The 22,374-nt window shown below is 43.5% G+C and carries 26 protein-coding genes; 12 read left to right on the top strand and 14 right to left on the bottom strand.

Going from position 1 to position 22,374, the window contains the following annotated elements; translation table 11 throughout:
* Positions 1–17 precede the first annotated feature (17 nt).
* From R2S57_RS10705 to R2S57_RS10660, 10 genes are all read right to left on the bottom strand, one after another.
* Positions 18–338 (bottom strand): DUF6660 family protein, encoded by a 321-nt coding sequence (locus R2S57_RS10705; RefSeq protein WP_056095236.1) that lies wholly within the window; start codon positions 336–338, stop codon positions 18–20.
* Between the two features lie 336 nt (positions 339–674).
* Positions 675–911, bottom strand: coding sequence for a hypothetical protein (locus tag R2S57_RS10700; protein WP_139222307.1), 237 nt, complete (start codon positions 909–911; stop codon positions 675–677).
* Between the two features lie 70 nt (positions 912–981).
* Positions 982–3,519, bottom strand: coding sequence for a heavy metal translocating P-type ATPase (locus tag R2S57_RS10695; protein ID WP_090985884.1), 2,538 nt, complete (start codon positions 3,517–3,519; stop codon positions 982–984).
* A gap of 12 nt (positions 3,520–3,531) precedes the next feature.
* Complete coding sequence (locus R2S57_RS10690) at positions 3,532–6,315, bottom strand: multicopper oxidase domain-containing protein (protein ID WP_082489585.1); 2,784 nt, start codon at positions 6,313–6,315, stop codon at positions 3,532–3,534.
* A gap of 12 nt (positions 6,316–6,327) precedes the next feature.
* Positions 6,328–6,804: a heme-binding domain-containing protein gene (locus R2S57_RS10685; RefSeq protein ID WP_056095245.1), complete on the bottom strand. Its 477-nt coding sequence runs from the start codon at positions 6,802–6,804 to the stop codon at positions 6,328–6,330.
* 7 nt (positions 6,805–6,811) lie between these two features.
* Positions 6,812–7,384, bottom strand: coding sequence for a DUF3347 domain-containing protein (locus R2S57_RS10680; protein ID WP_056095249.1), 573 nt, complete (start codon positions 7,382–7,384; stop codon positions 6,812–6,814).
* A gap of 117 nt (positions 7,385–7,501) precedes the next feature.
* Entirely contained in the window at positions 7,502–7,990 is a 489-nt protein-coding gene (locus R2S57_RS10675) for a DUF3347 domain-containing protein (protein WP_056095252.1), read from the bottom strand.
* Between the two features lie 108 nt (positions 7,991–8,098).
* Positions 8,099–8,536 carry a hypothetical protein gene (locus R2S57_RS10670; RefSeq protein ID WP_056095255.1) on the bottom strand — a complete coding sequence of 146 codons (438 nt, stop codon included), beginning with the start codon at positions 8,534–8,536 and terminating at the stop codon, positions 8,099–8,101.
* A gap of 285 nt (positions 8,537–8,821) precedes the next feature.
* Positions 8,822–10,036, bottom strand: a complete 1,215-nt coding sequence (locus tag R2S57_RS10665) for an efflux RND transporter periplasmic adaptor subunit (RefSeq protein ID WP_056095258.1) — start codon at positions 10,034–10,036, stop codon at positions 8,822–8,824.
* Positions 10,029–10,961 carry an efflux RND transporter periplasmic adaptor subunit gene (locus R2S57_RS10660; protein WP_159435276.1) on the bottom strand — a complete coding sequence of 311 codons (933 nt, stop codon included), beginning with the start codon at positions 10,959–10,961 and terminating at the stop codon, positions 10,029–10,031. Before R2S57_RS10660 ends, R2S57_RS10665 begins: the two co-directional genes overlap by 8 nt.
* Positions 10,962–11,522: 561 nt before the next feature.
* Here R2S57_RS10660 and R2S57_RS10655 point away from each other — a divergent pair.
* From R2S57_RS10655 to R2S57_RS10600, 12 genes are all read left to right on the top strand, one after another.
* A complete protein-coding gene (locus tag R2S57_RS10655) occupies positions 11,523–12,155 on the top strand; it encodes a Crp/Fnr family transcriptional regulator (RefSeq protein WP_056095462.1) in 633 nt (210 codons plus the stop codon).
* Positions 12,156–12,279: 124 nt separating this feature from the next.
* Positions 12,280–13,077, top strand: coding sequence for a sulfite exporter TauE/SafE family protein (locus tag R2S57_RS10650; RefSeq protein ID WP_056095265.1), 798 nt, complete (start codon positions 12,280–12,282; stop codon positions 13,075–13,077).
* 85 nt (positions 13,078–13,162) lie between these two features.
* Entirely contained in the window at positions 13,163–14,581 is a 1,419-nt protein-coding gene (locus R2S57_RS10645) for an MBL fold metallo-hydrolase (protein WP_056095268.1), read from the top strand.
* A 7-nt stretch (positions 14,582–14,588) separates the two neighbouring features.
* On the top strand, positions 14,589–15,209 hold the full coding sequence (locus tag R2S57_RS10640) for a class I SAM-dependent methyltransferase (protein ID WP_056095270.1): 621 nt from the start codon (positions 14,589–14,591) through the stop codon (positions 15,207–15,209).
* 16 nt (positions 15,210–15,225) lie between these two features.
* Positions 15,226–15,564 (top strand): rhodanese-like domain-containing protein, encoded by a 339-nt coding sequence (locus tag R2S57_RS10635; RefSeq protein WP_197413310.1) that lies wholly within the window; start codon positions 15,226–15,228, stop codon positions 15,562–15,564.
* A gap of 163 nt (positions 15,565–15,727) precedes the next feature.
* Positions 15,728–16,285 (top strand): YeeE/YedE family protein, encoded by a 558-nt coding sequence (locus tag R2S57_RS10630; protein ID WP_056095272.1) that lies wholly within the window; start codon positions 15,728–15,730, stop codon positions 16,283–16,285.
* A gap of 11 nt (positions 16,286–16,296) precedes the next feature.
* Positions 16,297–16,710, top strand: coding sequence for a DUF6691 family protein (locus tag R2S57_RS10625; RefSeq protein ID WP_056095276.1), 414 nt, complete (start codon positions 16,297–16,299; stop codon positions 16,708–16,710).
* A 110-nt stretch (positions 16,711–16,820) separates the two neighbouring features.
* A complete protein-coding gene (locus tag R2S57_RS10620; protein WP_146202964.1) occupies positions 16,821–17,102 on the top strand; it encodes a hypothetical protein in 282 nt (93 codons plus the stop codon).
* Positions 17,103–17,224: 122 nt separating this feature from the next.
* A complete protein-coding gene (locus R2S57_RS10615; protein WP_056095282.1) occupies positions 17,225–18,565 on the top strand; it encodes an MBL fold metallo-hydrolase in 1,341 nt (446 codons plus the stop codon).
* 12 nt (positions 18,566–18,577) lie between these two features.
* Positions 18,578–19,657 carry a c-type cytochrome gene (locus R2S57_RS10610; RefSeq protein WP_199562757.1) on the top strand — a complete coding sequence of 360 codons (1,080 nt, stop codon included), beginning with the start codon at positions 18,578–18,580 and terminating at the stop codon, positions 19,655–19,657.
* Between the two features lie 4 nt (positions 19,658–19,661).
* The gene (locus R2S57_RS10605) at positions 19,662–20,117 is read left to right on the top strand and encodes a DsrE family protein (protein ID WP_056095285.1); all 456 of its coding nucleotides are present in this window, start codon (positions 19,662–19,664) and stop codon (positions 20,115–20,117) included.
* A gap of 340 nt (positions 20,118–20,457) precedes the next feature.
* Entirely contained in the window at positions 20,458–20,847 is a 390-nt protein-coding gene (locus R2S57_RS10600; protein WP_056095288.1) for a YidH family protein, read from the top strand.
* Positions 20,848–20,920: 73 nt separating this feature from the next.
* Here the strand turns inward: R2S57_RS10600 and R2S57_RS10595 are convergent, their stop codons facing one another.
* The 4 genes from R2S57_RS10595 to R2S57_RS10580 form a co-directional block, all read right to left on the bottom strand.
* Complete coding sequence (locus R2S57_RS10595; protein WP_056095291.1) at positions 20,921–21,277, bottom strand: response regulator; 357 nt, start codon at positions 21,275–21,277, stop codon at positions 20,921–20,923.
* An 87-nt stretch (positions 21,278–21,364) separates the two neighbouring features.
* Positions 21,365–21,547 carry a hypothetical protein gene (locus R2S57_RS10590; protein ID WP_056095295.1) on the bottom strand — a complete coding sequence of 61 codons (183 nt, stop codon included), beginning with the start codon at positions 21,545–21,547 and terminating at the stop codon, positions 21,365–21,367.
* 31 nt (positions 21,548–21,578) lie between these two features.
* Positions 21,579–22,145, bottom strand: a complete 567-nt coding sequence (locus R2S57_RS10585; protein ID WP_316844995.1) for a hypothetical protein — start codon at positions 22,143–22,145, stop codon at positions 21,579–21,581.
* The gene (locus R2S57_RS10580; protein WP_056095301.1) at positions 22,142–22,372 is read right to left on the bottom strand and encodes a hypothetical protein; all 231 of its coding nucleotides are present in this window, start codon (positions 22,370–22,372) and stop codon (positions 22,142–22,144) included. Before R2S57_RS10580 ends, R2S57_RS10585 begins: the two co-directional genes overlap by 4 nt.
* Positions 22,373–22,374: the final 2 nt, after the last annotated feature.

Raw genomic sequence — 22,374 nt, 5'->3', positions numbered from 1 at the left:
GACGAGGGAAAAATAAACTACGAAAGTTTGGGCGGCTGCCAGATAGAAATTGAAATGGCCTGTAGCTGAAGTGGGATGTAAGCCGTATTATGCTGTACAGGTAAAAGCTGGGCCGCAAAAACGATCGTTGTCCGTGTAGTGATGGTAAAGCCGATACAGGTACCACAGACATAAAACGGTGAACAGCCTTTGCAACAATTATCGTTATGTTCACTGCAAGCATGTTTTTCCGCTTTATCGGTTTTCAGTACATGGCTATCTTCTCGCGCTAAAGCGCAGCATGGTACCGCGGTTAGCGTATATACGATGAGAGATAAAACCAGGGCAATGAATTTCACGGTGTAAAAGTATAAAATTTACTAATACTCTGTGTTGTTGTTATGTGATATAATAGATTGCAAGATCTGTAAATGAAGAATAAGAGCCTGGCACCCTCAAATTTGACTGTCCAATTGATTGGGGTTATTTCGCAAGCTTCAAGGCATCAGCAAACTCACCGGACAGGGGGACTGTTTATGATAGCTGTGGGGGATGCTTCCACGTCGTGCTCGACACGCTTGAATTCAATTTCAATACTATTTGCATCGGTTGTAGAACAGCCTGCATTTAAGTGAACATAAGGTAACAACCCCTTGGGTCACCGTCGTTAGGCTTTCCGAGGGATCCCAGGTTGATCACATGTTTGAACTTTCAATATGGGGTTTCCAAATTCTGTGATACGGCTTGTGGAAGTGCACCACAAAAAGCAGATCTGCATCAGCTTCTTTAAGCATTTCCAAAACATAGTCTGCATCTGTGTCTATCAGTATGTATTCATCTATACTACTGGTACTGCCGTGCGCGAAAACAAGATTTAGTTTTTCACCGCTCAGTTTATATTCTAACCTGATATGCGCCGGAAGCGTTTTCAAATATCCCCTGTTATCCTCACGCAACGGCCATCGGTAACAGCATCTGCCTTTTTCCTCTACTAAAAAAATATCAGTCGATTTTGGCATTTCTCAATCTCAGGGAATTCAAAATAACGGAAACCGAGCTAAAACTCATCGCGAGTGCAGCTATCATGGGAGAAAGTAAAACTCCAAAAAACGGATATAAAATACCAGCCGCTATCGGAATCCCCAATACATTGTATCCCAGGGCAAAAAACAGGTTTCCTTTGATATTGCCCATTACTTTATGGCTCAACAACCTTGCTTTTGCGATCCCGTTTAAATCCCCCTTCACCAATGTAATCGAGGCACTCTGGATAGCAACGTCTGTTCCCGTGCCCATGGCAATCCCGATATCAGCCTGGGAAAGTGCAGGGGCATCATTGATGCCGTCACCTGCCATGGCTACCTTTTTGCCTTCGGCCTGTAGTTTTTTTATTTCATTCAGCTTATCTTCAGGCAACATCTGAGCTTTGAACCCATCCAGATTTAAAGTTGCGCTTACTGCCCTCGCTGTATCCTCATTGTCTCCGGTAAACATGATTACCTTGATGCCTTCCTGCTGGAGCTTTAGAATAGCAGCTGTGCTGGAATGCTTGATCTTATCCGAAATCACAACAAACCCCACTGCTTTATTTCCAACGGCCAAATAAGAAACCGTCTTGCCCTGCCTTTGAGCGGCACTAACCTGCTCGGACAGACTAGGATCAATCGCCGCTTTAACATGCTCCATCAGTTTTTGGTTCCCCAAAGCCAGTCTTTCCCCATTCAGACTGCCTGTTACGCCCTTCCCGGTAACGGCCTCAAAGTCGGATATAGCCTTAACGGATATTTCGTTTTCCTCCCCATAACGCAAAGTTGCCTGTGCCAATGGATGTTCGCTGCTGCTGTTCAAAGCCACAATTTTCTCCAGGATCTGTTTTTCGGTAAAGCCCTTATCTACGCTAACCACACTTTCAACCGAGGGCTTTCCCTCTGTAACCGTACCAGTTTTATCGATGACCACTACATCAATAGCATTCATTTTCTCAAGAGATTCCGCATTTTTGATCAGTATACCAGACTGAGCGCCCTTCCCTACTCCCACCATTACCGACATTGGGGTAGCCAGGCCTAGCGCACATGGGCATGCAATAATCAATACCGCGATTGCATTTACAAAAGCATAAACATAGGCCGGATCGGGGCCGTATACTGCCCATACCACGAACGTTACAATAGAAATCAATACCACAACAGGCACGAAATAACCTGAAATTTTATCGGCCATCTTTTGGATGGGCGCTTTTGAGCGGCTGGCGGAATTGACCATTTCGATGATCTGGGAAAGCAGTGTTTCTGAGCCTACCTTTTCGGCAAGCATGACAAAGGTCTTTTTACCATTGATGGTTCCTGAACTGATTTTATCCCCTATCTTTTTCTCAACAGGAAGGGGTTCTCCTGTGATCATGGATTCATCAATTACAGCTTCCCCGTTCTTAATACTACCATCCACCGGAATTTTTTCACCAGGCTTTACCCTCAGCAGATCTCCTTTCTGAATATCATCAATAGATACTGATATTTCCTTATCCCCGACCACTTTTGTTGCTGAATTAGGTGCCAGCTTCAACAGCTCCTTAATGGCGCTGTTGGTTTTGCCATGCGCCCGGGCTTCCAAAAGCTGACCGAGCAGTACCAGCGTAAGAATCACGGTTGCCGCCTCAAAATAAACGAAAACGGTGCCGTGATGTGTTTTAAACTGATCAGGAAAAACTCCGGGGAATAGAAGGGCGACAATACTGAAGCCCCAGGATACCCCGGCACCAATCCCAATCAGTGTAAACATGTTCAGTTTCCAGGTAATGATGGATTGCCATGCACGCTGAAAGAACATCCAGGTTGCATAAAAGACCACCGGAATAGAAAGAAAAAACTGAACCCAGTTCCAGTATTTAAGTTCCATTAGATCAAACAAAGGATTGCTGGGAATCATTTCCGTCATGGCAATAACAAAAATGGGTATGGTAAAACCTGCTGCAATCTTGAACTTTTTGAGCAGGGTTTCATAAGTTTTATCTTCTTCTTCAAGGTTTGTCCCTGTAGGTACCAGGTCCATTCCGCAGAGCGGACATGATCCTGGTTTGTCCCTGATAATCTCGGGATGCATGGGGCAGGTAAATTGAGATGCCTGTTTCTTGGCAGGCTGTTTTACCAGGTCCATCCCGCATACAGGGCAATGACTTGGCTTATCATAAGTCTTCTGACCTTGACAGTGCATAGGACAATAAAACAGGCCTCCCGCTTCATTTTTATCATCATTTTCAACCTTGGGACTTTGCTCATGGGTTGAATGATCATGATTAGGATGTTCTGAAGATTTTAGAACATGTTTTCCCTGAACTGCCATTTCAATACCGTAATGTCCGGCGGCAGAAAGAGCCTCCTGCAGCTTTTCCGTCGGGATATGTTCTTGCATAGTTATGACGGCTTCAGCAGGTTCAAGGGTCACCTGTGCAGAAACGCCATCAATCGCATTCAGCACATTTTCGACTTTGCTCCGGCAGCCCTGACAGCTCATTCCGGTTATTTTATAGGTGTGTTCCATGTTTTTGATTTGTTAATAGCTTAATGTCAATCCGGCGCCATAGCCCATATCACTGTCATAATGTGTTGAAAGCCCAAAATACTTAGTAACGATGTACCTGAATCCGGCCATATATTCCTTATCGGTATTGACCATAAACTGGAAGCGCAGTCTTTTGGAAACGGGGATATCTTCCCTCATCAGCTGAAACCTGACATTCCCCTTGTGATCGAGGGAAGCATCTGCAACGATCAGCAGTGGTAGGGTATATTGAACTCCCAAATGAAATACCTGCCTGAAATTTTTGGTATTTCCCTGCCCGAAAAGGTTGTTTCCCGGCGAAAGTGATTGCCCGAAAACATTCTTGTCCAAGGGATCAACCGTTCTTTTTCTAAAATCCCATCCGATATAGGGCAATAGCCATTGGTTTCTCCCGATATATCTTCCAAAATGACTTTCACTTTCATAGCCCATTTCCTTGTCAAACCCAATCCGCCATTCAGTGGTAAAGCGGTAACGGGTATTGGCGAGCATAATCTCTCCGTCGCTGCCATTGGTTTCGATTCCGATGCGTGCCATTGGATGAAATGCCCTGTCATCACTGAAAAGTTTTCGCTGTGCCAGCTTGGGGTCCGGGATTTCGGGATTAGGCGGAGAATTCTCATAACTGAATACCCTTCCCATACCGCTCATCATGTGATAGAGAATATGGCAGTGGAAGAACCAGTCGCCTCCTGGCTCTGTTGCTGCAAATTCAAGGGTATCCCGCTCCATGGGCATGATGTCGATAATGTTCTTCATCGGGGCATATTCTCCCTGCCGGTTAATTACCCTGAAGTCATGGCCATGAAGGTGCATAGGATGGCGCATCATACTGTTGTTGTAAAGGATTATCCTAACATTTTCGCCCTTTTTTATCAGTATCTTATCGCTTTCAGAAACGGTTTTGTTATCCAGCGTCCAGACGTAACGGTTCATATTTCCTGTAAGGTCAAACTTAAGTTCCTTCCATGGGCCTTTTGGCAGGGTTGTTTTCTTTGGATCTCGAAGCATATTATAGTTCAGAGTAACGATATCGGCGGTTTCTGCCTCCATATTCATCCCTGCCATGCTCTTGTCACCAGACATCTGCATACCAGGCATCCCCTTCATTTTTTTCTCTGTTTTTGAATTTTCTTCACCGGTTACCTCCGGGTACATCACCGTATTCATATCCATGATCTGGTTCTGCATCTTCATGCCTTCCATCTGTACCATATTGCCGCTCATATCCATCATATCGTTCATCATTTTCATTCCGGCAAAATACTTCAGTTTGGGCATTTTCTCTGCATGGACCTTTTCTCCCTTGCCCAGCCATAGTGATGCTGATCCCGTACGGTCTTCAGGAGTGACCAAAAATTCATAGCTCTTATTTTCCGGAATCGTGACCACTACATCATAGGTTTCGGAAACCGCTATAATCAGCCTGTCGACCTCTACAGGCTCCACATCATTTCCATCGGTAGCGACAACGGTAATCTTGCCCCCTGCATATTTAAGCCAGAAATAATCTGAGGCTCCACCGTTTGCAATACGCAGCCTTACCTTGTCCCCAGCCTTGAACTGCGGCTGTTCGTTCTGATTTTTCCCATTGATGAGAAAGGCTTCATAATAAACATCGCTCACATCCATGGCATTCATGCGCTTCCATTCATTGGCTACCTTTGTTTTAAAATGTCCGGTCCTGATCGCTTCTGCATAACTCTGGGTAGTCCCTTTTTTGATGGCAAACCAGTCGTTGGCATTTTTCAGGCTTCTATGAACCTCCTCGGGCTTCATATCTGTCCATTCGCTAATGACTACTGGAAGGGTTGGAATATCCCACTCCGTACGTTTGTTCATGATAAATGCCCCATACATACCTATCTGTTCCTGAAGGCCGCTGTGGCTGTGGTACCAGTGCGTTCCATGTTGGACGATGGGAAACTTATAGATGTAGGTAGTGTGCGGTTTGATCGGCATTTGGGTCAGAAAAGGAACACCATCCATCTTGTTCGGAAGAAAAAGTCCGTGCCAGTGCAGCGCGGTTTCCTCGTCGAGATTATTGTGCACGTAGATCAGGGCGGTATCGCCCTGCGTAAAGGTCAGTGTGGGCATGGGGATCTGACCGTTTACCGCAATTGCCCGCTTTGATTTTCTCCCATAATTTACCGTTGTATCGGCTATGTAAAGATCATAACGCACGGTACGTGGTGGAAATTTATTCGCAACGGTCTTAATCGGGCCCAAATTGGCCTTTGCAGTTTTGATATTTTCCATGTCAGAACTGTTATCATCCATTGCCATGCCCGCCATATCCCCCATATCCTCACTCTTTTTGGAACTTTCCTTTGTTCCCCCATTCTGTTCAGGCGCTGACCTGGGCTTTTCCCTGATTAGCTTCATCCCGCATTTGGGACAGTTGCCAGGTTTGGAGTCATGGATCTCAGGGTGCATTGGGCAGGTATAGGTTACTGATTCCTCTTTTGGCTTACTTTCCAATTTTTCTGCCAGCATTTTCATGCCTTCCATAGCTCCCTTTTTTGTACCTTGCTTCTTTTTGCCCGGATCAGCTGTCTTTGCCTTATCCACTTTACCTTTCTGCAGGATAAGCTTCATTCCGCACTTTGGACAGTTACCGGGTTTTTCCGATTGTATTTCCGGGTGCATCACACAGGTATAGATTACCCTGGACTGACCAGCACTGCCGTTCTTGTCCGTTTTCATTCCCTTCATATCCTGGGCGGAAACCACAGAATAAATTATCAATAAAAAGACTGTTAATATATTTTTCATTTCTTTGTTAATTTAAAGAGCAGTGAGATTCTTTCTGTTCAAACTATCCCTTGAATTCTGTACCCACTTTATGAGTATCGACTTTTCCCTTGGATCTAATATTGCATTTCTGTGGATCAGGCTATAAGAGGAAAGCGGCATTGTACCATCTTTTAAGCTATTTTCTATGGCCCGCAGTTTGTTCTGACGCCTCCGCAAGGTATAGCCGGCAAATTCATTAAAGTTCAGCTCCTCTTTTCCCGATCGTATGTGACTGTTAAGGTACCAGTGAAGCGGCTGAACATAGGCATACCATGGATATTCCGTGTTGTTGCTGTGACAGTCATAACATGATTTTTTAAGTATCCCCTGCACATCATCAGGCATAGGAACAAGTGTGGATATATCCTGAGGCATAGCCTGCGCGCTTTTATTGCGTGCAGGCTGTAAGATCTGCATAAGCATGAAGATAACTAATAGCCCAAGAAAGGTTTTTTTTATGCCCGTCATTTTTGTGCTATTTCAGTTCTTCTTTGACAGTGCCACAGGTGGGCATCGTTTTTCCAAGGTAAGGGTTTTTGATCTCCTTTATCTCACTCACCCAGATTGCACCCTTGTTATTGTTGTACATGGGACAACGGTCCACATACAGGGGCTTGTCAGTGCCAAGGAGCTTGATCATATCGTACATGTCTTTGCTCAGCATATCGAAATGCTCACGTTGATGGGCAATATTGCCTGCATTGGAACCGATATGCTCTGCGTGCTCTTTGGCATCATCCCGAATATCGCTATATGCCCTGGCCTGCTCCGAAGTCAATGATTTTTCATCAAAACTGGCGAACGCTGCGACCATTTCACTGCCTGCGGCGGCAGCTTGTTTATCATCGTCCGTGGTCAGGGCATTTTTCAGTTTCAGATAGCCGGATAAAAGCGCAGCCGTTTGGGATTTTTTTACATTATTGGTTTCCCTAGAAACATTTTTGGTCGTGGAATCCGCAACAGCGGAATCTTGCTTTTCATTTTTGCCATTTGTACAGGCGGCAAGGAAAAATAGTGGGCCCAGAAGGCTATATATTAATGTTTTCATTGTTTTTGATATATCTTGAATAAATTATTTCGAGCTGTATGTAGAATATATGCATACAGCTATATTGAACGGACCAAAACATCACAATGCTAAATGTCCGCTCAATAACAATATGAATTATTTGATAGTCTCCTTTACTGCACCACAGGTCAGCATCTGCTTACCGAAATAAGGGTTTTTGATACCAGCGTTATCAGAAAGCCAATAGCTCTTTTTCAATGGACAATAGGTATAATAAACAGGCGCTTTGGTGAGTTTAACGGCTTTTGCCAGTTTAAAAAGATTGGCAGAAAAAGTTGCGAAATATTCTCTCTGATGGGCAATATCCTTACTCTCCGATATGTGCTTGGCATCAAAGGCAAGCTTATCCTGTAAACCTATAAATATATTCATATCGGCTTCTGGCATTGACTTCATGTCCATGCTGCCCAGCGCTCTGGAAAACTCAGTGGCTTTTGAGGCGGCGACTGTCGCATCTGCATTTATCAATGCATTTTTGATATCGTAATAAGAAGTTAAAAGTGACTGTGTCTGGCTATTTTGCGCAAGGACGCGGCCAGTGAAAACGATTGCCAATAGGGCAACCAGAAAAAATATTTTTTTCATGATTTTAAGATTAAATGTTTACACTCTTTCCGCAGGAGTTTTGGCCGCGCGAAAGCCAGGCACCATGTCAATGTAACACGGGCTCTATTGGTAATTCTTGGTGAAATCTTATATCTGAAAGCTATTGATGGAAATCCGGATGTCCCTGTTGGGTGGCCGCTCCCGCTGTCCGGCGTAAACGCTCTTTTTGAGAGCCAGTTTGACAGAAGGAATTAAAAAGTTGTAATTATAATCTGGAAGCAATAGAACAGGTAGGATAACCTGGTTTTTAACGCTTTGGGGAACAAGCTTCCCCTGAACCACAAGGTCGTTGACCAGAGTCTTGCAACAGGGATCTTCTTTTGAAAGATTCGGTCCATTTGAAGCACTGTGTTTATGCACATGTGCACCTTTATGCTGATGATCATGTTTGTGATTATTCTTTTTAGAGGAAACATGTACATCACTTTCTCCATGATTATCTCTTTCCATTCCAACTGCACAGGCAAGGCCAACAACAGTGTTGAGCAGAAAAATCACTAAAAGAAAGATGGCTTTGGTTTTCATCAGACTACAAATCTATATAAAGATGCAAAATTAAATTTATATAATTTCCCATATCTTTTATATAATTATATTAGAAAATCACCTCAAATTTCTGACATTGAACTTGTTTCAATATTTTTCGGCCCCTCGAAAAGTAATTTCGTTTCGCAGACTCCGACCTGTCAAATGCTGGATTTGCTTTTCACCAAGGTCCAGACAGTATTAGCGCAATCAAGCTACATACTATGCCAAATTTTACTTACCATGGGTATTTATCCATAAGATATGACGCACCAAATCATAACCTTACCCTCCATTTTTGAATATCGATTCACTCTCCAAGAGGTAGGCTCTACTGGTGACCACTATTTCACCTAGTGAAATGCCAGACAATACCTGCACATAGCCCCCGTTCCCTGCTCCGGTATTGACCTTTCTTCCAGAAAAACTTCCATCACGATTTTTGATCCATACCTTATTGCCTTTACCTCCTGCTAGTATTGAAGATGTGGGCACAGCAACAGCATTCTGTTTTCCATTACCAATGGAAATGTATGCCAACATCCCCGGCCTGATCAGCCCCTGCGTATTTGGAACTGCGATCCGGATGAGCACAACCTTAGATTCATCTGATAGTTCAGGATTTACAAATTCCACCTTGCCTTTAACAACCTGTCCGTTCAGATCTGGAAAAGAGACATTCACCATGTCATTTTCCTTATAGTTTCCGCTTTCGCCGGCATATAACTGCGCCTCTATCCATAGATTGGCTAACCCTTGCGTTTTTAATATAGCCATCCCTTCAGTTACGTAATCACCCTCGTGGATGGCTATGTCGCTTACCGTTCCGTTAACCTTGCTGTATATGGTAACAGTGGCCGAAGTTTTGGACAAAGAAGAAAGATTTATGATCTGGGCGGAGTTCAGGCCCCATAACAATAACTTGTGCTCTACTGTCTTGATCATGGCCTCATAATCGACGTCAGGATTATTTAATACCTTCTGCTGCTGCCTGGCCAAAAGGTATTCTTTTTCGGCTGATAACAGGTCTTCGCTATAAATGGAATACACTGCCTGACCTATTGTTATTTTTTCTCCAACGGACCTAACAAATAAACGCTGTATGCGTCCGGCCACTCTTGCACTGATCTCTTCCGCCTTACTTTCGTCCGTGGCAACTGTTCCGGTCAGAAGTTTTTCGCCCCCTGTATTTTCTTCCCTTACCGTATCAACTGTTATGCCTGCCAACTGAATCTGGCTTGCTGTCAATGTTATTTTTTCCGTGGCAGAATTTCCTGATCCAGTAAGTTCGACCTTGATCAGTTTCATGCCACAGATCGGACAGTTGCCGGGATGGTCTTCATGTATCTGTGGATGCATGGAACAGGTATAGTAAAATTTGCTTTTTGCTTTTGCCGCCGGCTCTGCTTTTTGTTTGCAGCTGTTAAATATACTTACTGAAAGCACAATAATCAGTAAGGCACAGATCCTTTTCAGGTTAATTCTTTTTATGTTATTCATGACCCTTTGTTTTGATGAAACTCTCACTGTCTGTTAAATACCCTGCATCTACTGCCAGGGTATCGGTTGCGGAAAGGCCTCTTGTTATCTGTATTTCGTTCCCTTTGAAAGTCCCAATATTTACACTATGTGCATAGTATAAGCTGCCTTTTTTTAGCCAGATTATTTTTGTCTGCCCAAGATCCTGCAGAGCAGACCTCGGTATCCAAAGCCCTTTGGATTTTCCCGTCTCTATTGAGGCATTGATTAGACTGTTTACCTTCAGCTGATGTTCCATATTGTCCAGATAAACCCTTGCGCTAACCGTTTTGTCACCTTGCTGAAGGGTAGGTTCAATAAAATCTACTTTCCCATATAACGTTTTACCTGGCAGATCCGGCAGGGTAATCTTAACCGGTTGATTTAACTCTAAGCTGGCCAGTGAATTTCTGTCGATCTTGATAATGGCCTGGAACAGGGCAGCCCAGGTGATCAGCTCAGGCATAATCTGGTAAGGGTGCCTTAAAATATGAACCGGCCTATGGTCCGACAGAGAAAGCCTGCGTTTTTTAAGGTAGACGGTAAAAAGAAGAATTGCGCAAAGCAGCAACCCTCCCGGTAAGCTTCCCCTTGGAGAGAGGATGATTTGTCCGGGTTCAGCAGCAAAAGCAGCATAGTTCCCTGCAGCATAAACCAGTTTATACCCGATAAGAAAACCTAAAAATCCATTGGTTATCCATTCCCATAACAAAATCTCCTTCTTAGGCTGTATAATAATCTCAACAGGTGCTATATGTCCTGCAGCCTCCTTTCTTTTAAGCTCAGCAGAAAACAGCAGGTAACCAGAAATAAATGCCAGGGCCACAAAGAAACCGAAAGTCTGAACGGGAAGCGGAATATATATTCCAAATAGGTATTCAATAAGATGGGTCAGGGTTGGGAACATAGGCAGAAACTGAAAAACCGCAACGTAAAAAAATATATTAGCCGCCATCAGGAAATTGCCCCAAGTAGTCCATAAAGTGGGGACCCTTTAAAAAGCAGATCCCCACTGATCCTATTTGGATAACAATAAGTCTTAAGCCAGCAAGCGTTTGAGCCACTTTAATTCAATATATAAATTAAATGCCCAAAGACTAGTAAGCCACGCCTCAGAAGCTAATTATGACCTCATTGTTACGATTCATAGTTATGGTGGTACCTTTAAAAAGTCGCACTGATCGGGCTATTTCTTTCCGGGTCGATCAAAAAACATAAAGATTAACAAGGGATAAAAAATAAAAAACAATATGTGATTTTTGTCAGCTTTATCCCTGGACGAAGTGTTAGGTTTACTTTGGAAAAAACGCGCTGCATGTTTTAATTAGGGAACCATAGAGAGTTTCTTTGTAAATTTATTATACCCTTTATTCTATATCCAAAAAATGTATTCCAATATTTTAAAGAATTTTGGCGCAGGCCTGCAGTATAGTTATCTTTAAAATCCAAAACAGCTAAAATGAAAGATATGACCATTGCGGAATACATCGAAAGACTTTTTCCCCAGTTTGAACCTGCCCTTAAGACCATCCTTATCGAGAATGCGACGCTTAGGGATTTTCAGGGAGGTGATATGCTCATGCAAACTGGGCAGAATATGCGCTCCACGGTGCTTATCGTAGAAGGCATGGTAAAGCTCTACAGGGAGGGAGAAGATGGACAGGAATTCTTTATGTATTATCTCCAGCCAGGAAATGCGTGTGCACTTTCCATGATATGCGCAACCAAACAGGAAACCAGTCAGGTAATGGCAAAGGCCATTGAACAGACCAAGGTACTCATGATTCCGATTGCCCTGATGGATAAGCTGATGCGGGATTACAGAACATGGTATTACTTTGTCATTGAAACATACCGTATGCGCTTTGAAGAACTCCTCTTTGTCATCGATAATATCGCCTTTAAGGCAATGGATGAGCGGCTGGCCTTTTACCTGAAAAAGCAAGCTGGAGATTTAAACACAAAAGAACTGCACCTTACCCACAGTGAAATTGCATCTGATTTGAACACCTCCCGGGAAGTAATTTCAAGGCTGCTTAAGAAAATGGAGCAGGCAGGAGAAATTAAGATGTACCGTAATTACATCGAATATTTAGCCTAAGCCCATAAAAAGAATAAAGTTATTTTTACTGCGAAAGGCATCACTTCTTGAAAATATAATGAGTGTGACAAAAGTCACCAACATTGGTAGATGATAACTCGATTTTTGTTAAAAAATAACAGAAATGGAAATCATTGCATACGTTGCATCTGCCTTAATTGGAATTTCGCTTGGATTGATCGGCGGTGGCGGTTCTATCCTCACCATGCCGGTACTGGTTTACCTATTTGGGGTTAATCCGCTATTGGCTACTTCTTATTCATTGTTCATCGTTGGCTCTACAAGTTTAGCAGGTACAGTCGGGAATTTTAAGCGTGGGCTGGTGAATATTAAAACAGCTTTGCTGTTTGGTAGTGCATCCATCTCAACTGTATTCTTAACCCGCAAATTCATTATCCCCCTTATACCCAAGATAATAATAAAAATCGGCGATTTTGAGTTAACAGAAAACATGCTCATGATGGTACTCTTTGCAGTTTTGATGGTAGCGGCTGCAACAGCGATGATTAAAGGTGCAAGAGCAGAAAGCAGCACCCGAATAGAAAAACCCCCACTTCACATCGGTAAACTGTTTTTATACGGCATTGCCATCGGCCTCGCTACTGGTTTTTTGGGTGCTGGTGGTGGCTTTCTACTTATTCCTACACTTGTTATTTTAGTGGGCTTACCCATGAAAGAGGCCGTAGGTACTTCACTTTTCATCATAGCGCTTAATTCGCTCATCGGTTTCACCGGCGATCTTGGACATTTCCATATCGACTGGATCTTTCTCGCCAAAATTACTACCGTTGCCATTGCCGGTATCGTGGTAGGTGGAATGATAAACAAAAAAATAGATGGAGGAAAACTGAAGAAAGGTTTCGGGTGGTTTGTACTGGTTATGGGTTGCTACATCATTCTAAAAGAGGTAATATTTAAGTAACCTTCAGAAACAAACTCCTTGTGTGACAAAAGTCACCAACGACCATATCGTTAAGGATTAATTTTGACATACTAATTTAATCATCATGATTATAGAACAAATTTACACCGGATGTCTGGCACAAGGTGCCTATTATATAGAAAGCAACGGAGAGGCGGCCATTATCGATCCGCTTCGAGAGGTTAGTCCGTATATGGAACGTGCACGGAAGAACAACGCAAAAATAAAATACGTGCTCGAAACACATTTCCATGCCGATTTTGTATCCGGACACATTGATCTGGCTAAAGAAAGCGGCGCAGAAATCGTTTACGGGCCGAATGCAAAACCCGACTTTGATTTTTACGGTGCGAAAGACGGAGAAGTGTTGCGACTTGGTGGGGCAAAGATTAAAGTGTTGCACACCCCAGGACATACCATGGAAAGCACCTGTTTCCTGGTTAGCGATGAGCAAGGAAAGGAAATAGCACTGTTCTCCGGCGATACGCTTTTTATAGGCGATGTGGGAAGACCCGATCTGGCACAGAAACCGGTCAGTGAGCTTACAAGTGAGATGCTAGCAGGTTATCTCTTTGATTCTTTACGCAATAAGATCATGCCTTTAAGCGATGATATTATGGTTTATCCTGCACATGGTGCGGGTAGCGCATGCGGAAAAAATATGAGCAAAGAGACCACCGATCTTTTGGGAAATCAAAAGAAGACCAATTATGCGCTAAGGGCAGGCATGTCCAAAGACGAATTCATTAAAGAGGTTACTGATGGTCTTTTACCGCCTCCTGCATATTTTCCTGAAAACGTCATGATGAACATCCATGGATATGATAGTTTTAACAAAGTGATAGAACGAGGCATGCAAGCCCTTAACCCCGATGCTTTTGAGCGGGTTGCAAATGAAACAGGAGCGGTAATTCTCGACACAAGAGCTCCAGAGGATTTTATAAAAGGCTTTCTCCCAAACTCGGTAAATATTGGCATCGATGGAAATTTCGCCCCCTGGGTAGGAACTTTAATCCCGGACATTAAACATCCTATTTTACTTATTACAGATGAGGGTAGAATTGAAGAAGTGCTCACCCGTTTATCAAGAGTAGGATTTGATGGTGCAGTAGGTTACCTAGATGGCGGCGTCGTTGCCTGGAAAAAAGCTGGTCAGGAAACCGACGAGATAAAATCGGTTTGTGTAGCCCGGCTGGCCGAAATCGGCAAAAAAGCGGAGGTAAATATTCTGGACGTCAGAAAAACAAAGGAATACTTAAGCGAGCATGTCGAGGGTGCTGTCAACCTTCCACTGGATTATATCAACGAAAACCTCGGCACCGTCGATAAAACCAAGACCTACTTTGTTCACTGTGCAGGTGGTTACCGTTCTGTTATTTTCAATTCCATCATGCGCTCACGCGGGTACCACAACCTCATCGATGTGGCTGGTGGTTTTAAGGCCATACAGGAAAACGGATGTATTCCGACTACAGCATTTGTATGTCCAAGTACCTTAATATAAAAGGGATATGAAAAATGAGAAAAAATCGCACTGGGAAAAGGTGTATTTAGAAAAAAGTCCTGACCAGGTCAGCTGGACGCAGGTCTACCCCACAGTTTCAATGGAGATGATAACGGGGTTCAATCTGGATAAATCTGCTCCGATAATCGATATTGGCGGGGGAGACAGTCTGCTTGTGGATTTTTTGCTTCAGGAAGGCTACAGCGATATTACCGTAGTGGATATATCTTCCCGGGCATTGGAAAAGGCAAAGGCAAGGCTTGGAGAACTGTCTGGCAGGATACACTGGATCGAGACAGACATCAGGGATTTTGTGCCGCAAAGAAGTTATGCAGTCTGGCATGACCGGGCCACTTTTCATTTCCTTCATTCATCAGAGGAAATCCATAGTTATGCAAACACGGCAGGTCAGTTTACCGGAGAATACTTGGTCATGGCGACTTTTTCGCTCACCGGACCAGAAAAATGCAGTGGCCTGCCCGTTTCAAGATACAGTGAAAGAACGCTGCGCGAGATATTTAGAGAAGGGTTTACCGAAATAGAGTGCAGGCCGCAAGAGCACACTACCCCAATGCAAAGCACGCAGGATTTTCTGTTCTGCAGCTTTAAAAAAAATACAGAGCAATAAGAAACGAATAAATACAATGAATAAACTACTTCAAATGATCAGCAGTTTTTTTTCAAAAGGTGCGTACAACCTCGATGGCTACCACTTCAAAAACGAATTTACAAAAAGCAGTGACGCAGTCCTCTTAGATGTAAGGACAAAGCCTGAATATGCCCCAGGCGCGCTTCCTTCAGCCATATATATCGATTTCCTGGGTTCTGCCTTTTCTTTAGAACTTGCAAAGCTGGATAAGGCCAAGCGGTATTTCCTCTATTGCAGAAGTGGAAAGCGTTCCTCCTCAGCGGTATCGGAGATGAGAAAACTTGGGGTGGAAGCATTCAACCTGGTTGGAGGTATCGGTACCTGGCCAAAATGAAGAAATATATTCAAGAAATATTGATCTATTCAACGCTGCCGGCCGGATTTCTTCGGGATGGCAGTTTGCTAAAATGATTCAGCACTTACTTGCTCAAACCGCCACAGGCATTACCTTTTAACAACAACAAAAACACCCATATTAACATTTCATTTAAAAAAACATGATTGATTTTATTAAACAACCCTGGCCTTGGTATTTCTCGGGCAGCATGATCGTACTCATTATGCTCATCCTACTTTTTTTCGGAAAGTCCTTTGGCTTTTCATCAAACCTGCGAACGATGTGCAGCATAGCCGGAGCAGGCAGGAAAGTAAAATTTTTTGATTTTAAATGGAAAGACCAGACCTGGAACCTCATGTTCCTTATCGGCTCGGTAATAGGTGGATTTGTTGCTACAAATTACCTTAGCAGTCCATCTCCCGTAAAATTATCATCCGCCACAATCTCCGATTTAAATCAATTGGGCATTAAGTTCGATGGTGGGTTAAATCCAACCGGCCTGTTTTCACTGGAAGCAATGAAAGATTTAAAAACGCTGGCTATTTTACTCATCGGTGGTTTATTAGTCGGTTTTGGATCTCGTTATGCAGGCGGTTGTACTTCTGGTCACGCCATATCCGGGCTTTCGAATCTGCAAGTACCATCACTAGTAGCCGTAATCGGTTTCTTTGTTGGTGGCCTGATCATGACTTTCCTCATCATGCCTTTTATCTTTTAAATCTAAAAAAAATGAAATTCATAAAATATATTCTTGCAGGAACACTTTTCGGAATCATCATGACCAAGTCTGAGGCTGTTTCCTGGTACAGGATCCAGGAAATGTTCCGTTTCCAGTCTTTCCATATGTATGGAATTATTGGTACGGCCGTTGTACTTGGCGTAATTGCAGTATGGCTGATCAAAAAATTCAAAGCCAAGGATCTGGCCGGAAATCCGATTGTCTTCCACGATAAGGACAAGGCCTATATAAAATACCTACTAGGCGGCACCATTTTCGGCCTGGGCTGGGCACTCACCGGCGCCTGTCCCGGCCCCATGTTCGTCAACCTTGGGAGCGGATATGCCGGTATGGCGGTGGTCATCCTTGGTGCGCTCCTGGGCACCTATCTATACGGAGCGATGAAAAGCAAGCTCCCTCATTAATAAAATAGAATCTGATGAGCAAACTAAGGGCTATAATAGACCATAGATGTCCCAGGTGCCGAAAGGGAAAATTATATACCCATTCCATGTTCCATTGGAAATATGATCAGATGAATAAAAAATTTGCCTGCTGCAACCTGAACTATGAGATAGAGCCGGGCTTCTTTATCGGAGCGATGTATGTGAGCTATGTTTTCATTGTCGCAGAACTTGTCAATGCGGGCATTCCGGCATTCATGATCTTTGGCGAAGAAGAGCAGTGGGCAATCATCGCAACCACTATTTCGCCGGTCATCCTACTGTTCACCTTCAACTACCGCTATGCCAGAACCCTTTTGCTCCATGTCCTCTCTCCGATCAAATATGATGAAAGTGCAGGCAGAAACTGCTGAGAAGATTTTGGGGCGCTGTGACAAAAGTTACAGTGCGAAGAACCGCTAAAGGGTAAATTTGATGTAAACCTGGCAAAGGCAGGAATCATACCGTTAAACACATTAATCAAAAATAAAAACACATGAAAATAGAACAATTTGAAGACAAGCACCTCTCCCATTACAGCTATGCGGTACTGAGCGAATGCCGGAATGAAATCATATTGATCGATCCCTCCAGGGATCCGTCTGCATATTACCATTTTGCCGAAAAACACCAGGCCAAAATAGTTGGTGTTATCGAGACGCACCCGCATGCGGATTTTGTGAGTGCTCATCTTGAAATCCATCATAAGACCGGCGCAACAATATATTGCAGCAAACTCAATACGCCGTCCTACCTGTTTTCCCCATTTGATGAAGACCAGACGATAACCCTGGGAAAGATCACCTTAAGGGCAATCAACACCCCGGGGCACTCTCCGGATAGTATCAGTATTTTGCTCGAACACGATGGGAAACAAAAAGCGCTATTTTCCGGAGATACCCTTTTTATCGGTGACTGCGGAAGGCCGGATTTAAGGGAAAGCGGAGGTGATTCAATGGCGGAACGCAATTTCCTTGCCGCCCAAATGTACCATTCATTAAGGGACAAACTGATGAAACTCTCAGATGAAGTGATTCTGTATCCGGCACACGGGGCAGGTACGCTCTGCGGAAAAGCGTTGAGCGAGGCCAATAGCAGTACCATTGGTGCTGAAAAAAGAAGTAACTGGTCACTGCAGGAAATGACTGAGGCCGATTTTGTGAGCGCATTAAATGAAAACCAGCCATTCATTCCATTTTACTTCCCTTTTGATGTGGCCTTGAACAAGAAAGGCGCAGCACCGTTTGAAGATTCGGTAAGTGCGGTTCAGATCATGGAATCCGGTGAAAACTTAAAACCAAATGCCCTAATTATCGATACGCGAAGGGAAGATGTTTTTAAGAAGGGACATATAGAAGGCGCTGTAAATATCATGGATGGAAACAAATTTGAAACCTGGCTGGGCAGCATTGTGAAGCCTGAAGAGCCTTATTATCTTATGGCAGAAAATCTTGCTACATTGCATAGTCTTATCGCGAGGACCGCATCCATCGGGTATGAAACGCAGCTTGCCGGCGGTTTTATAAACGCAGTAGAAACTGTCCCGGATGAGATTATCGATATCCAAAATTTTAAAGAGAACCAAAATGGATATACCATTGTGGATGTGAGGAACAAGACAGAGCGTATGGAAAACAGTATTTTTGAGAACAGCATAAATATTCCACTGGGAAATTTAAGGGAAAGGGTAAACGAAATTCCGCTGGAGCAACCCGTAGCAGTACACTGCGCCGGTGGATACAGAAGTGCGGCTGCAAGCTCACTGATTGCATCCGTTATTGATGGCAAGCAAAAGGTGCTTGATATTGGTGAGGCCATTAAGGATTTTCAGAATTAATATTTTAAAAGTGTGAAAACAGAAAGAAACAACGAGGATAAACTGCAGGTATTTGCCCGGTTTGGAAAATATCTCGTATGGACGTCATTTCTATTCGTTGTGATCATGTTTTCTCTTGTTTTAGCACTCAGCGGATTTCATCTTCCAAAAAGTTTCTATGCGGATAAGCCTAATCCATCCATTCAAAAGAATCAAATAAAACCTTTAGAGCGCCGTGTTGCTAAACCCGAATATTGGAAGGCGCCTGATACGATGCAGCTTCAGGGCAAAGCTGATGCGGATCTGATCAGGTATGGCCGGGATTTGATTGTCCGTACGGCATACTATTTAGGGCCGCAGGGTATCGTAGGAAAGCTGACTAATGGTATGAATTGTCAGAACTGCCACTTGGATGCAGGAACCAGGCCCTTTGCGAATAATTTCTCCATCTTTTATGCAGGTTTTCCAAAAATGAGCGCAAGAAGCGGTAGAAAGGAAGAAGCCTTTGAACGGATTAATGAGTGCTTCGAGCGAAGCATGAACGGCAAAGCTCCGGGAAGAAATTCCAGGGAAATGGTCGCCATGTTGGCCTATTTAAAATGGGTTGGAAAAAAACAGGATGCCGCACATTCCATTGCGGATAATTCGGTAAAAAAAATCCCATATCTGGATGTGCCTGCAGATCCCCTGAAGGGGAAAATGGTATATGCCTCCAAATGCAGCAGCTGTCATGGAGAAACGGGCAAAGGCGTTGCCTCACCTGATGGAAAAGGATATATGTACCCTCCCCTTTGGGGCAGGGACAGCTATAACGATGGTGCAGGAATGTTCAGGCTTGGAAATTTTGCAGGATTTGTCAAAAACAACATGCCTTATGGCGCCACCTACAAAGATCCGAACTTAACGGATGCGGAAGCCTGGGACGTAGCTGCATTTGTGAATGCGCAGCCCAGACCGCACCTGGATTCCAAAAACGACTATAAAAACCTGTACACAAAGCCAATAGATTATCCCTTCGGGCCATATGCAGATCACTTTAGCGAAAAGCAGCATAAATATGGTCCCTTTATTGACATGGCTGAACAGCACGCACCTATAAAACAGAAAAAATAGAAACATGAAAAAATTACTGATCTTACTCCAGCTTGTCATCATGATGGTCATCACCACCAATGTATCTGCACAGGAGACAAAAAAACCGTTTACGGGTGCTGTTGCAAAAAAGAAATCATATAAAGCGCTATATGTACTTAACAGTGCCGAGGAAAAACATATTTCGGGAACACTCAGGAACATCAACAATGCTTTGGAGGATCCAAGATTGAAGGGAAAACTGGAGGTTGAGCTTATCGCCTTCGGGGATGGCGTGGCGGTTTATCGCAAGGATGGAAAGTTCCTTGAGCAGCTTAATTTGCTAAAGTCAAAGGGCGTAATTCTTGCGCAGTGCGAGAATACCGTTCGCGAGCGGAAAATCGATAAGTCAGATCTCTTCGATTTCATCAGCTATGTGCCAAGCGGCAACGGAGAGATCATCATCCGTTCGGCGGAAGGATGGGTAATCGTTCATCCCTAATGTAAAAACCAAAACGGCAGTGAATCTTTAAAAGGTGCAAATTGGTATTTCGATACGATGCAAAGATTAGGATCAGTTGTGCCGGATCCATTTCACCCGGGGCCGCAAACGCCGAAAATTATTGTCATGTTTAAATATCAATGGCTTATGCCGGCAACACTAAAATTCAAAAGGTTCGACAAAATTGTCTATCATCGTATGTGCTGTGCGGAGTAACGCATTTAAAAATGCTAGGGAATTTATCGAAAAGCTACATAATTAAAACAGTACTCGCCCAAACAGCATTGATAAAATTTTGTTAATCAGGCATGCGGTGATCCGTCAACCAATATTATCAATAATGGAAAAAGAAGAACAAGCCATTCCTAAATCAAACACTGGTGACCATCTGGCCAACGAACGGACTTTTCTTGCCTGGATAAGAACTAGCATAGGAATTATGGGCTTTGGTTTTGTGGTGGTAAAGTTTTCACTTTTTATCAAGCAGATCACTCTCGCTCTTGGGGCCAAAGCCGTCGTACACCAAACCGGCAACTCACAGAGGATAGGAATACTTCTTGTCGGGGTAGGCGCACTGACCATCATCCTGGCATTTATGCGCTATCAAAAAACTCATACACTTATTAATCAAGGCAGTTATTACCATTCCTCTACACTCATCAAAGTCCTTACCGTGGTTATTTTCATTTCAAGCATGCTTTTGTTGATATATCTTGTAAGAACGACTTAGCGGATCTCTGACATGGAAACACTGATTGTGAGCACGAATACCAAACTTGAGAGAACCCGTACTTTATCACCGGTCAAATATGTTTCGCTACCAAACGCAGCAGGTCGTGAATATCGAAAGGCTTTTTAATAAAATTCTCTGCAGCGCAGCCCCTTCTAATGTCATAACGGTCCGCATGAGCACTCATCATGATAATCGGAACATTCCGGGTTTTCTCTAAGGACTTCAGGTAACTGCAGACTTCAATGCCGTTTCCATCGGGGAGCATAACATCCAGCAGAAAAAGATCTGCAACATGATCACTTAGCCCTGCCATAAACGAGCTTACCGAAGAAAACGCGGAAACCCCGTACCCCTCACTGTTAAAAAGAAGCTGTAATACTTCGGTTATACCCTCATCATTTTCCAAAAGATATATCATCTTTTCCATTTGTCATGCATATTGTGGGTTGCCCCTGGTTATAATAAATCTGATTTGCCATTCCTACGAATGTTTTTTAAAGGTCTAAAAAGGCCCCTACTTCCTCAATTTTCGCTTCTCATTGAGATGGCCGGTTTCCAGGTTCAACCGCTCCAGCAGGTAACGCAATAAAACCTCTCTATCTTGGTTTGCGGGGTGATATGCGTTATCTCCACCCTTTGCTGAGGATTTATTATGGTCAAAAGTTTCAAATGGTTGTGAAATATTTTTCTCTGTCATAATTTAAATTTTAGGTTAAATATTTTGCCTATTATTTTTTAGTTCCTGAAATTGCCAGAGCCAAACGAAGTCCAAAAAAGGAAACCTGCCCTCCGCTGCTTTTCCAACCCTCATAACGAAGGCCGAGATCTGCACTATAATGCTTCGAAATTGGAATGCTGGCACCCAAAGTCGGTCCGTAGGCAAAAGAGGTATTCAGCCGGTATCCAAGAGTATTTGCTGCACCAAGCTCAAGGGCAGCGTAATAGATACCTTCAAAGTAATATTTTGCTCCGACTTTAATTGGAACAACACCATTCATGCTTGTTGGCTCTCCTAAATAATCGAGACGTTTTTTTACCTCATCCCTGTAGCGGAAAGTCATATAGCCCGCAGATCCGGTTAGGTTGAGGTGCTCCGAAACCTTGAATTCCACCTTTGTTGATGCCCCATATCCGTTGACATAAGTTTTAGCCGTCTTACCGGTCGGAAAGCCCATGACAAAGCCTACCGATATCTTGGGGACGGCAGTTTGATCTTGCGCCTTTACCTTTACAGTCATTAATAACAGGAAACAGATCAGAAAAGGTTGAAATGTCCATCCGGCATAGGCACTCATAGGGAGGTCCTGTAAAAAATGTTTAACTCGGCCGCAATGCTTTCCAGGTAAGGGGCAAGCTTAAAATCTCTTGATACAAAGGATATTACCCCTTGTTTTTTACATTCCCAAACCGTCCCAACCAGCTCTCCCTCGATGTAGACCTGGTTGCATCTTTTCTTTGGGACATCTATGCAAATGTGTTTTCCCCCGATTTCAAACTCATGGTTAAATTCTAAATCTTTCATAT

This window comes from Pedobacter psychrodurus, assembly GCF_032678585.1.
GTDB classification, from domain to species: Bacteria; Bacteroidota; Bacteroidia; order Sphingobacteriales; family Sphingobacteriaceae; genus Pedobacter; species Pedobacter psychrodurus_A.
Note: the sequence above shows the minus strand (reverse complement) of the source record. Positions and strands in the feature narration are given on the sequence as shown.

Excerpts from the sequence above, each read along its gene's own strand:
- R2S57_RS10595 (WP_056095291.1), bottom strand. The coding sequence starts at position 21,277 with ATGGAAAAGATGATATATCTTTTGGAAAATGATGAGGGTATAACCGAA.
- R2S57_RS10645 (WP_056095268.1), top strand. The coding sequence starts at position 13,163 with ATGATTATAGAACAAATTTACACCGGATGTCTGGCACAAGGTGCCTAT.
- R2S57_RS10620 (WP_146202964.1), top strand. The coding sequence starts at position 16,821 with ATGAATAAAAAATTTGCCTGCTGCAACCTGAACTATGAGATAGAGCCG.
- R2S57_RS10630 (WP_056095272.1), top strand. The coding sequence starts at position 15,728 with ATGATTGATTTTATTAAACAACCCTGGCCTTGGTATTTCTCGGGCAGC.
- R2S57_RS10625 (WP_056095276.1), top strand. The coding sequence starts at position 16,297 with ATGAAATTCATAAAATATATTCTTGCAGGAACACTTTTCGGAATCATC.
- R2S57_RS10635 (WP_197413310.1), top strand. The coding sequence starts at position 15,226 with ATGAATAAACTACTTCAAATGATCAGCAGTTTTTTTTCAAAAGGTGCG.
- R2S57_RS10600 (WP_056095288.1), top strand. The coding sequence starts at position 20,458 with ATGGAAAAAGAAGAACAAGCCATTCCTAAATCAAACACTGGTGACCAT.
- R2S57_RS10585 (WP_316844995.1), bottom strand. The coding sequence starts at position 22,145 with ATGAGTGCCTATGCCGGATGGACATTTCAACCTTTTCTGATCTGTTTC.
- R2S57_RS10650 (WP_056095265.1), top strand. The coding sequence starts at position 12,280 with ATGGAAATCATTGCATACGTTGCATCTGCCTTAATTGGAATTTCGCTT.
- R2S57_RS10665 (WP_056095258.1), bottom strand. The coding sequence starts at position 10,036 with ATGAATAACATAAAAAGAATTAACCTGAAAAGGATCTGTGCCTTACTG.
- R2S57_RS10640 (WP_056095270.1), top strand. The coding sequence starts at position 14,589 with ATGAAAAATGAGAAAAAATCGCACTGGGAAAAGGTGTATTTAGAAAAA.
- R2S57_RS10675 (WP_056095252.1), bottom strand. The coding sequence starts at position 7,990 with ATGAAAAAAATATTTTTTCTGGTTGCCCTATTGGCAATCGTTTTCACT.
- R2S57_RS10680 (WP_056095249.1), bottom strand. The coding sequence starts at position 7,384 with ATGAAAACATTAATATATAGCCTTCTGGGCCCACTATTTTTCCTTGCC.
- R2S57_RS10580 (WP_056095301.1), bottom strand. The coding sequence starts at position 22,372 with ATGAAAGATTTAGAATTTAACCATGAGTTTGAAATCGGGGGAAAACAC.
- R2S57_RS10685 (WP_056095245.1), bottom strand. The coding sequence starts at position 6,804 with ATGACGGGCATAAAAAAAACCTTTCTTGGGCTATTAGTTATCTTCATG.
- R2S57_RS10655 (WP_056095462.1), top strand. The coding sequence starts at position 11,523 with ATGACCATTGCGGAATACATCGAAAGACTTTTTCCCCAGTTTGAACCT.
- R2S57_RS10695 (WP_090985884.1), bottom strand. The coding sequence starts at position 3,519 with ATGGAACACACCTATAAAATAACCGGAATGAGCTGTCAGGGCTGCCGG.
- R2S57_RS10605 (WP_056095285.1), top strand. The coding sequence starts at position 19,662 with ATGAAAAAATTACTGATCTTACTCCAGCTTGTCATCATGATGGTCATC.
- R2S57_RS10660 (WP_159435276.1), bottom strand. The coding sequence starts at position 10,961 with ATGTTCCCAACCCTGACCCATCTTATTGAATACCTATTTGGAATATAT.
- R2S57_RS10590 (WP_056095295.1), bottom strand. The coding sequence starts at position 21,547 with ATGACAGAGAAAAATATTTCACAACCATTTGAAACTTTTGACCATAAT.
- R2S57_RS10670 (WP_056095255.1), bottom strand. The coding sequence starts at position 8,536 with ATGAAAACCAAAGCCATCTTTCTTTTAGTGATTTTTCTGCTCAACACT.
- R2S57_RS10690 (WP_082489585.1), bottom strand. The coding sequence starts at position 6,315 with ATGAAAAATATATTAACAGTCTTTTTATTGATAATTTATTCTGTGGTT.
- R2S57_RS10615 (WP_056095282.1), top strand. The coding sequence starts at position 17,225 with ATGAAAATAGAACAATTTGAAGACAAGCACCTCTCCCATTACAGCTAT.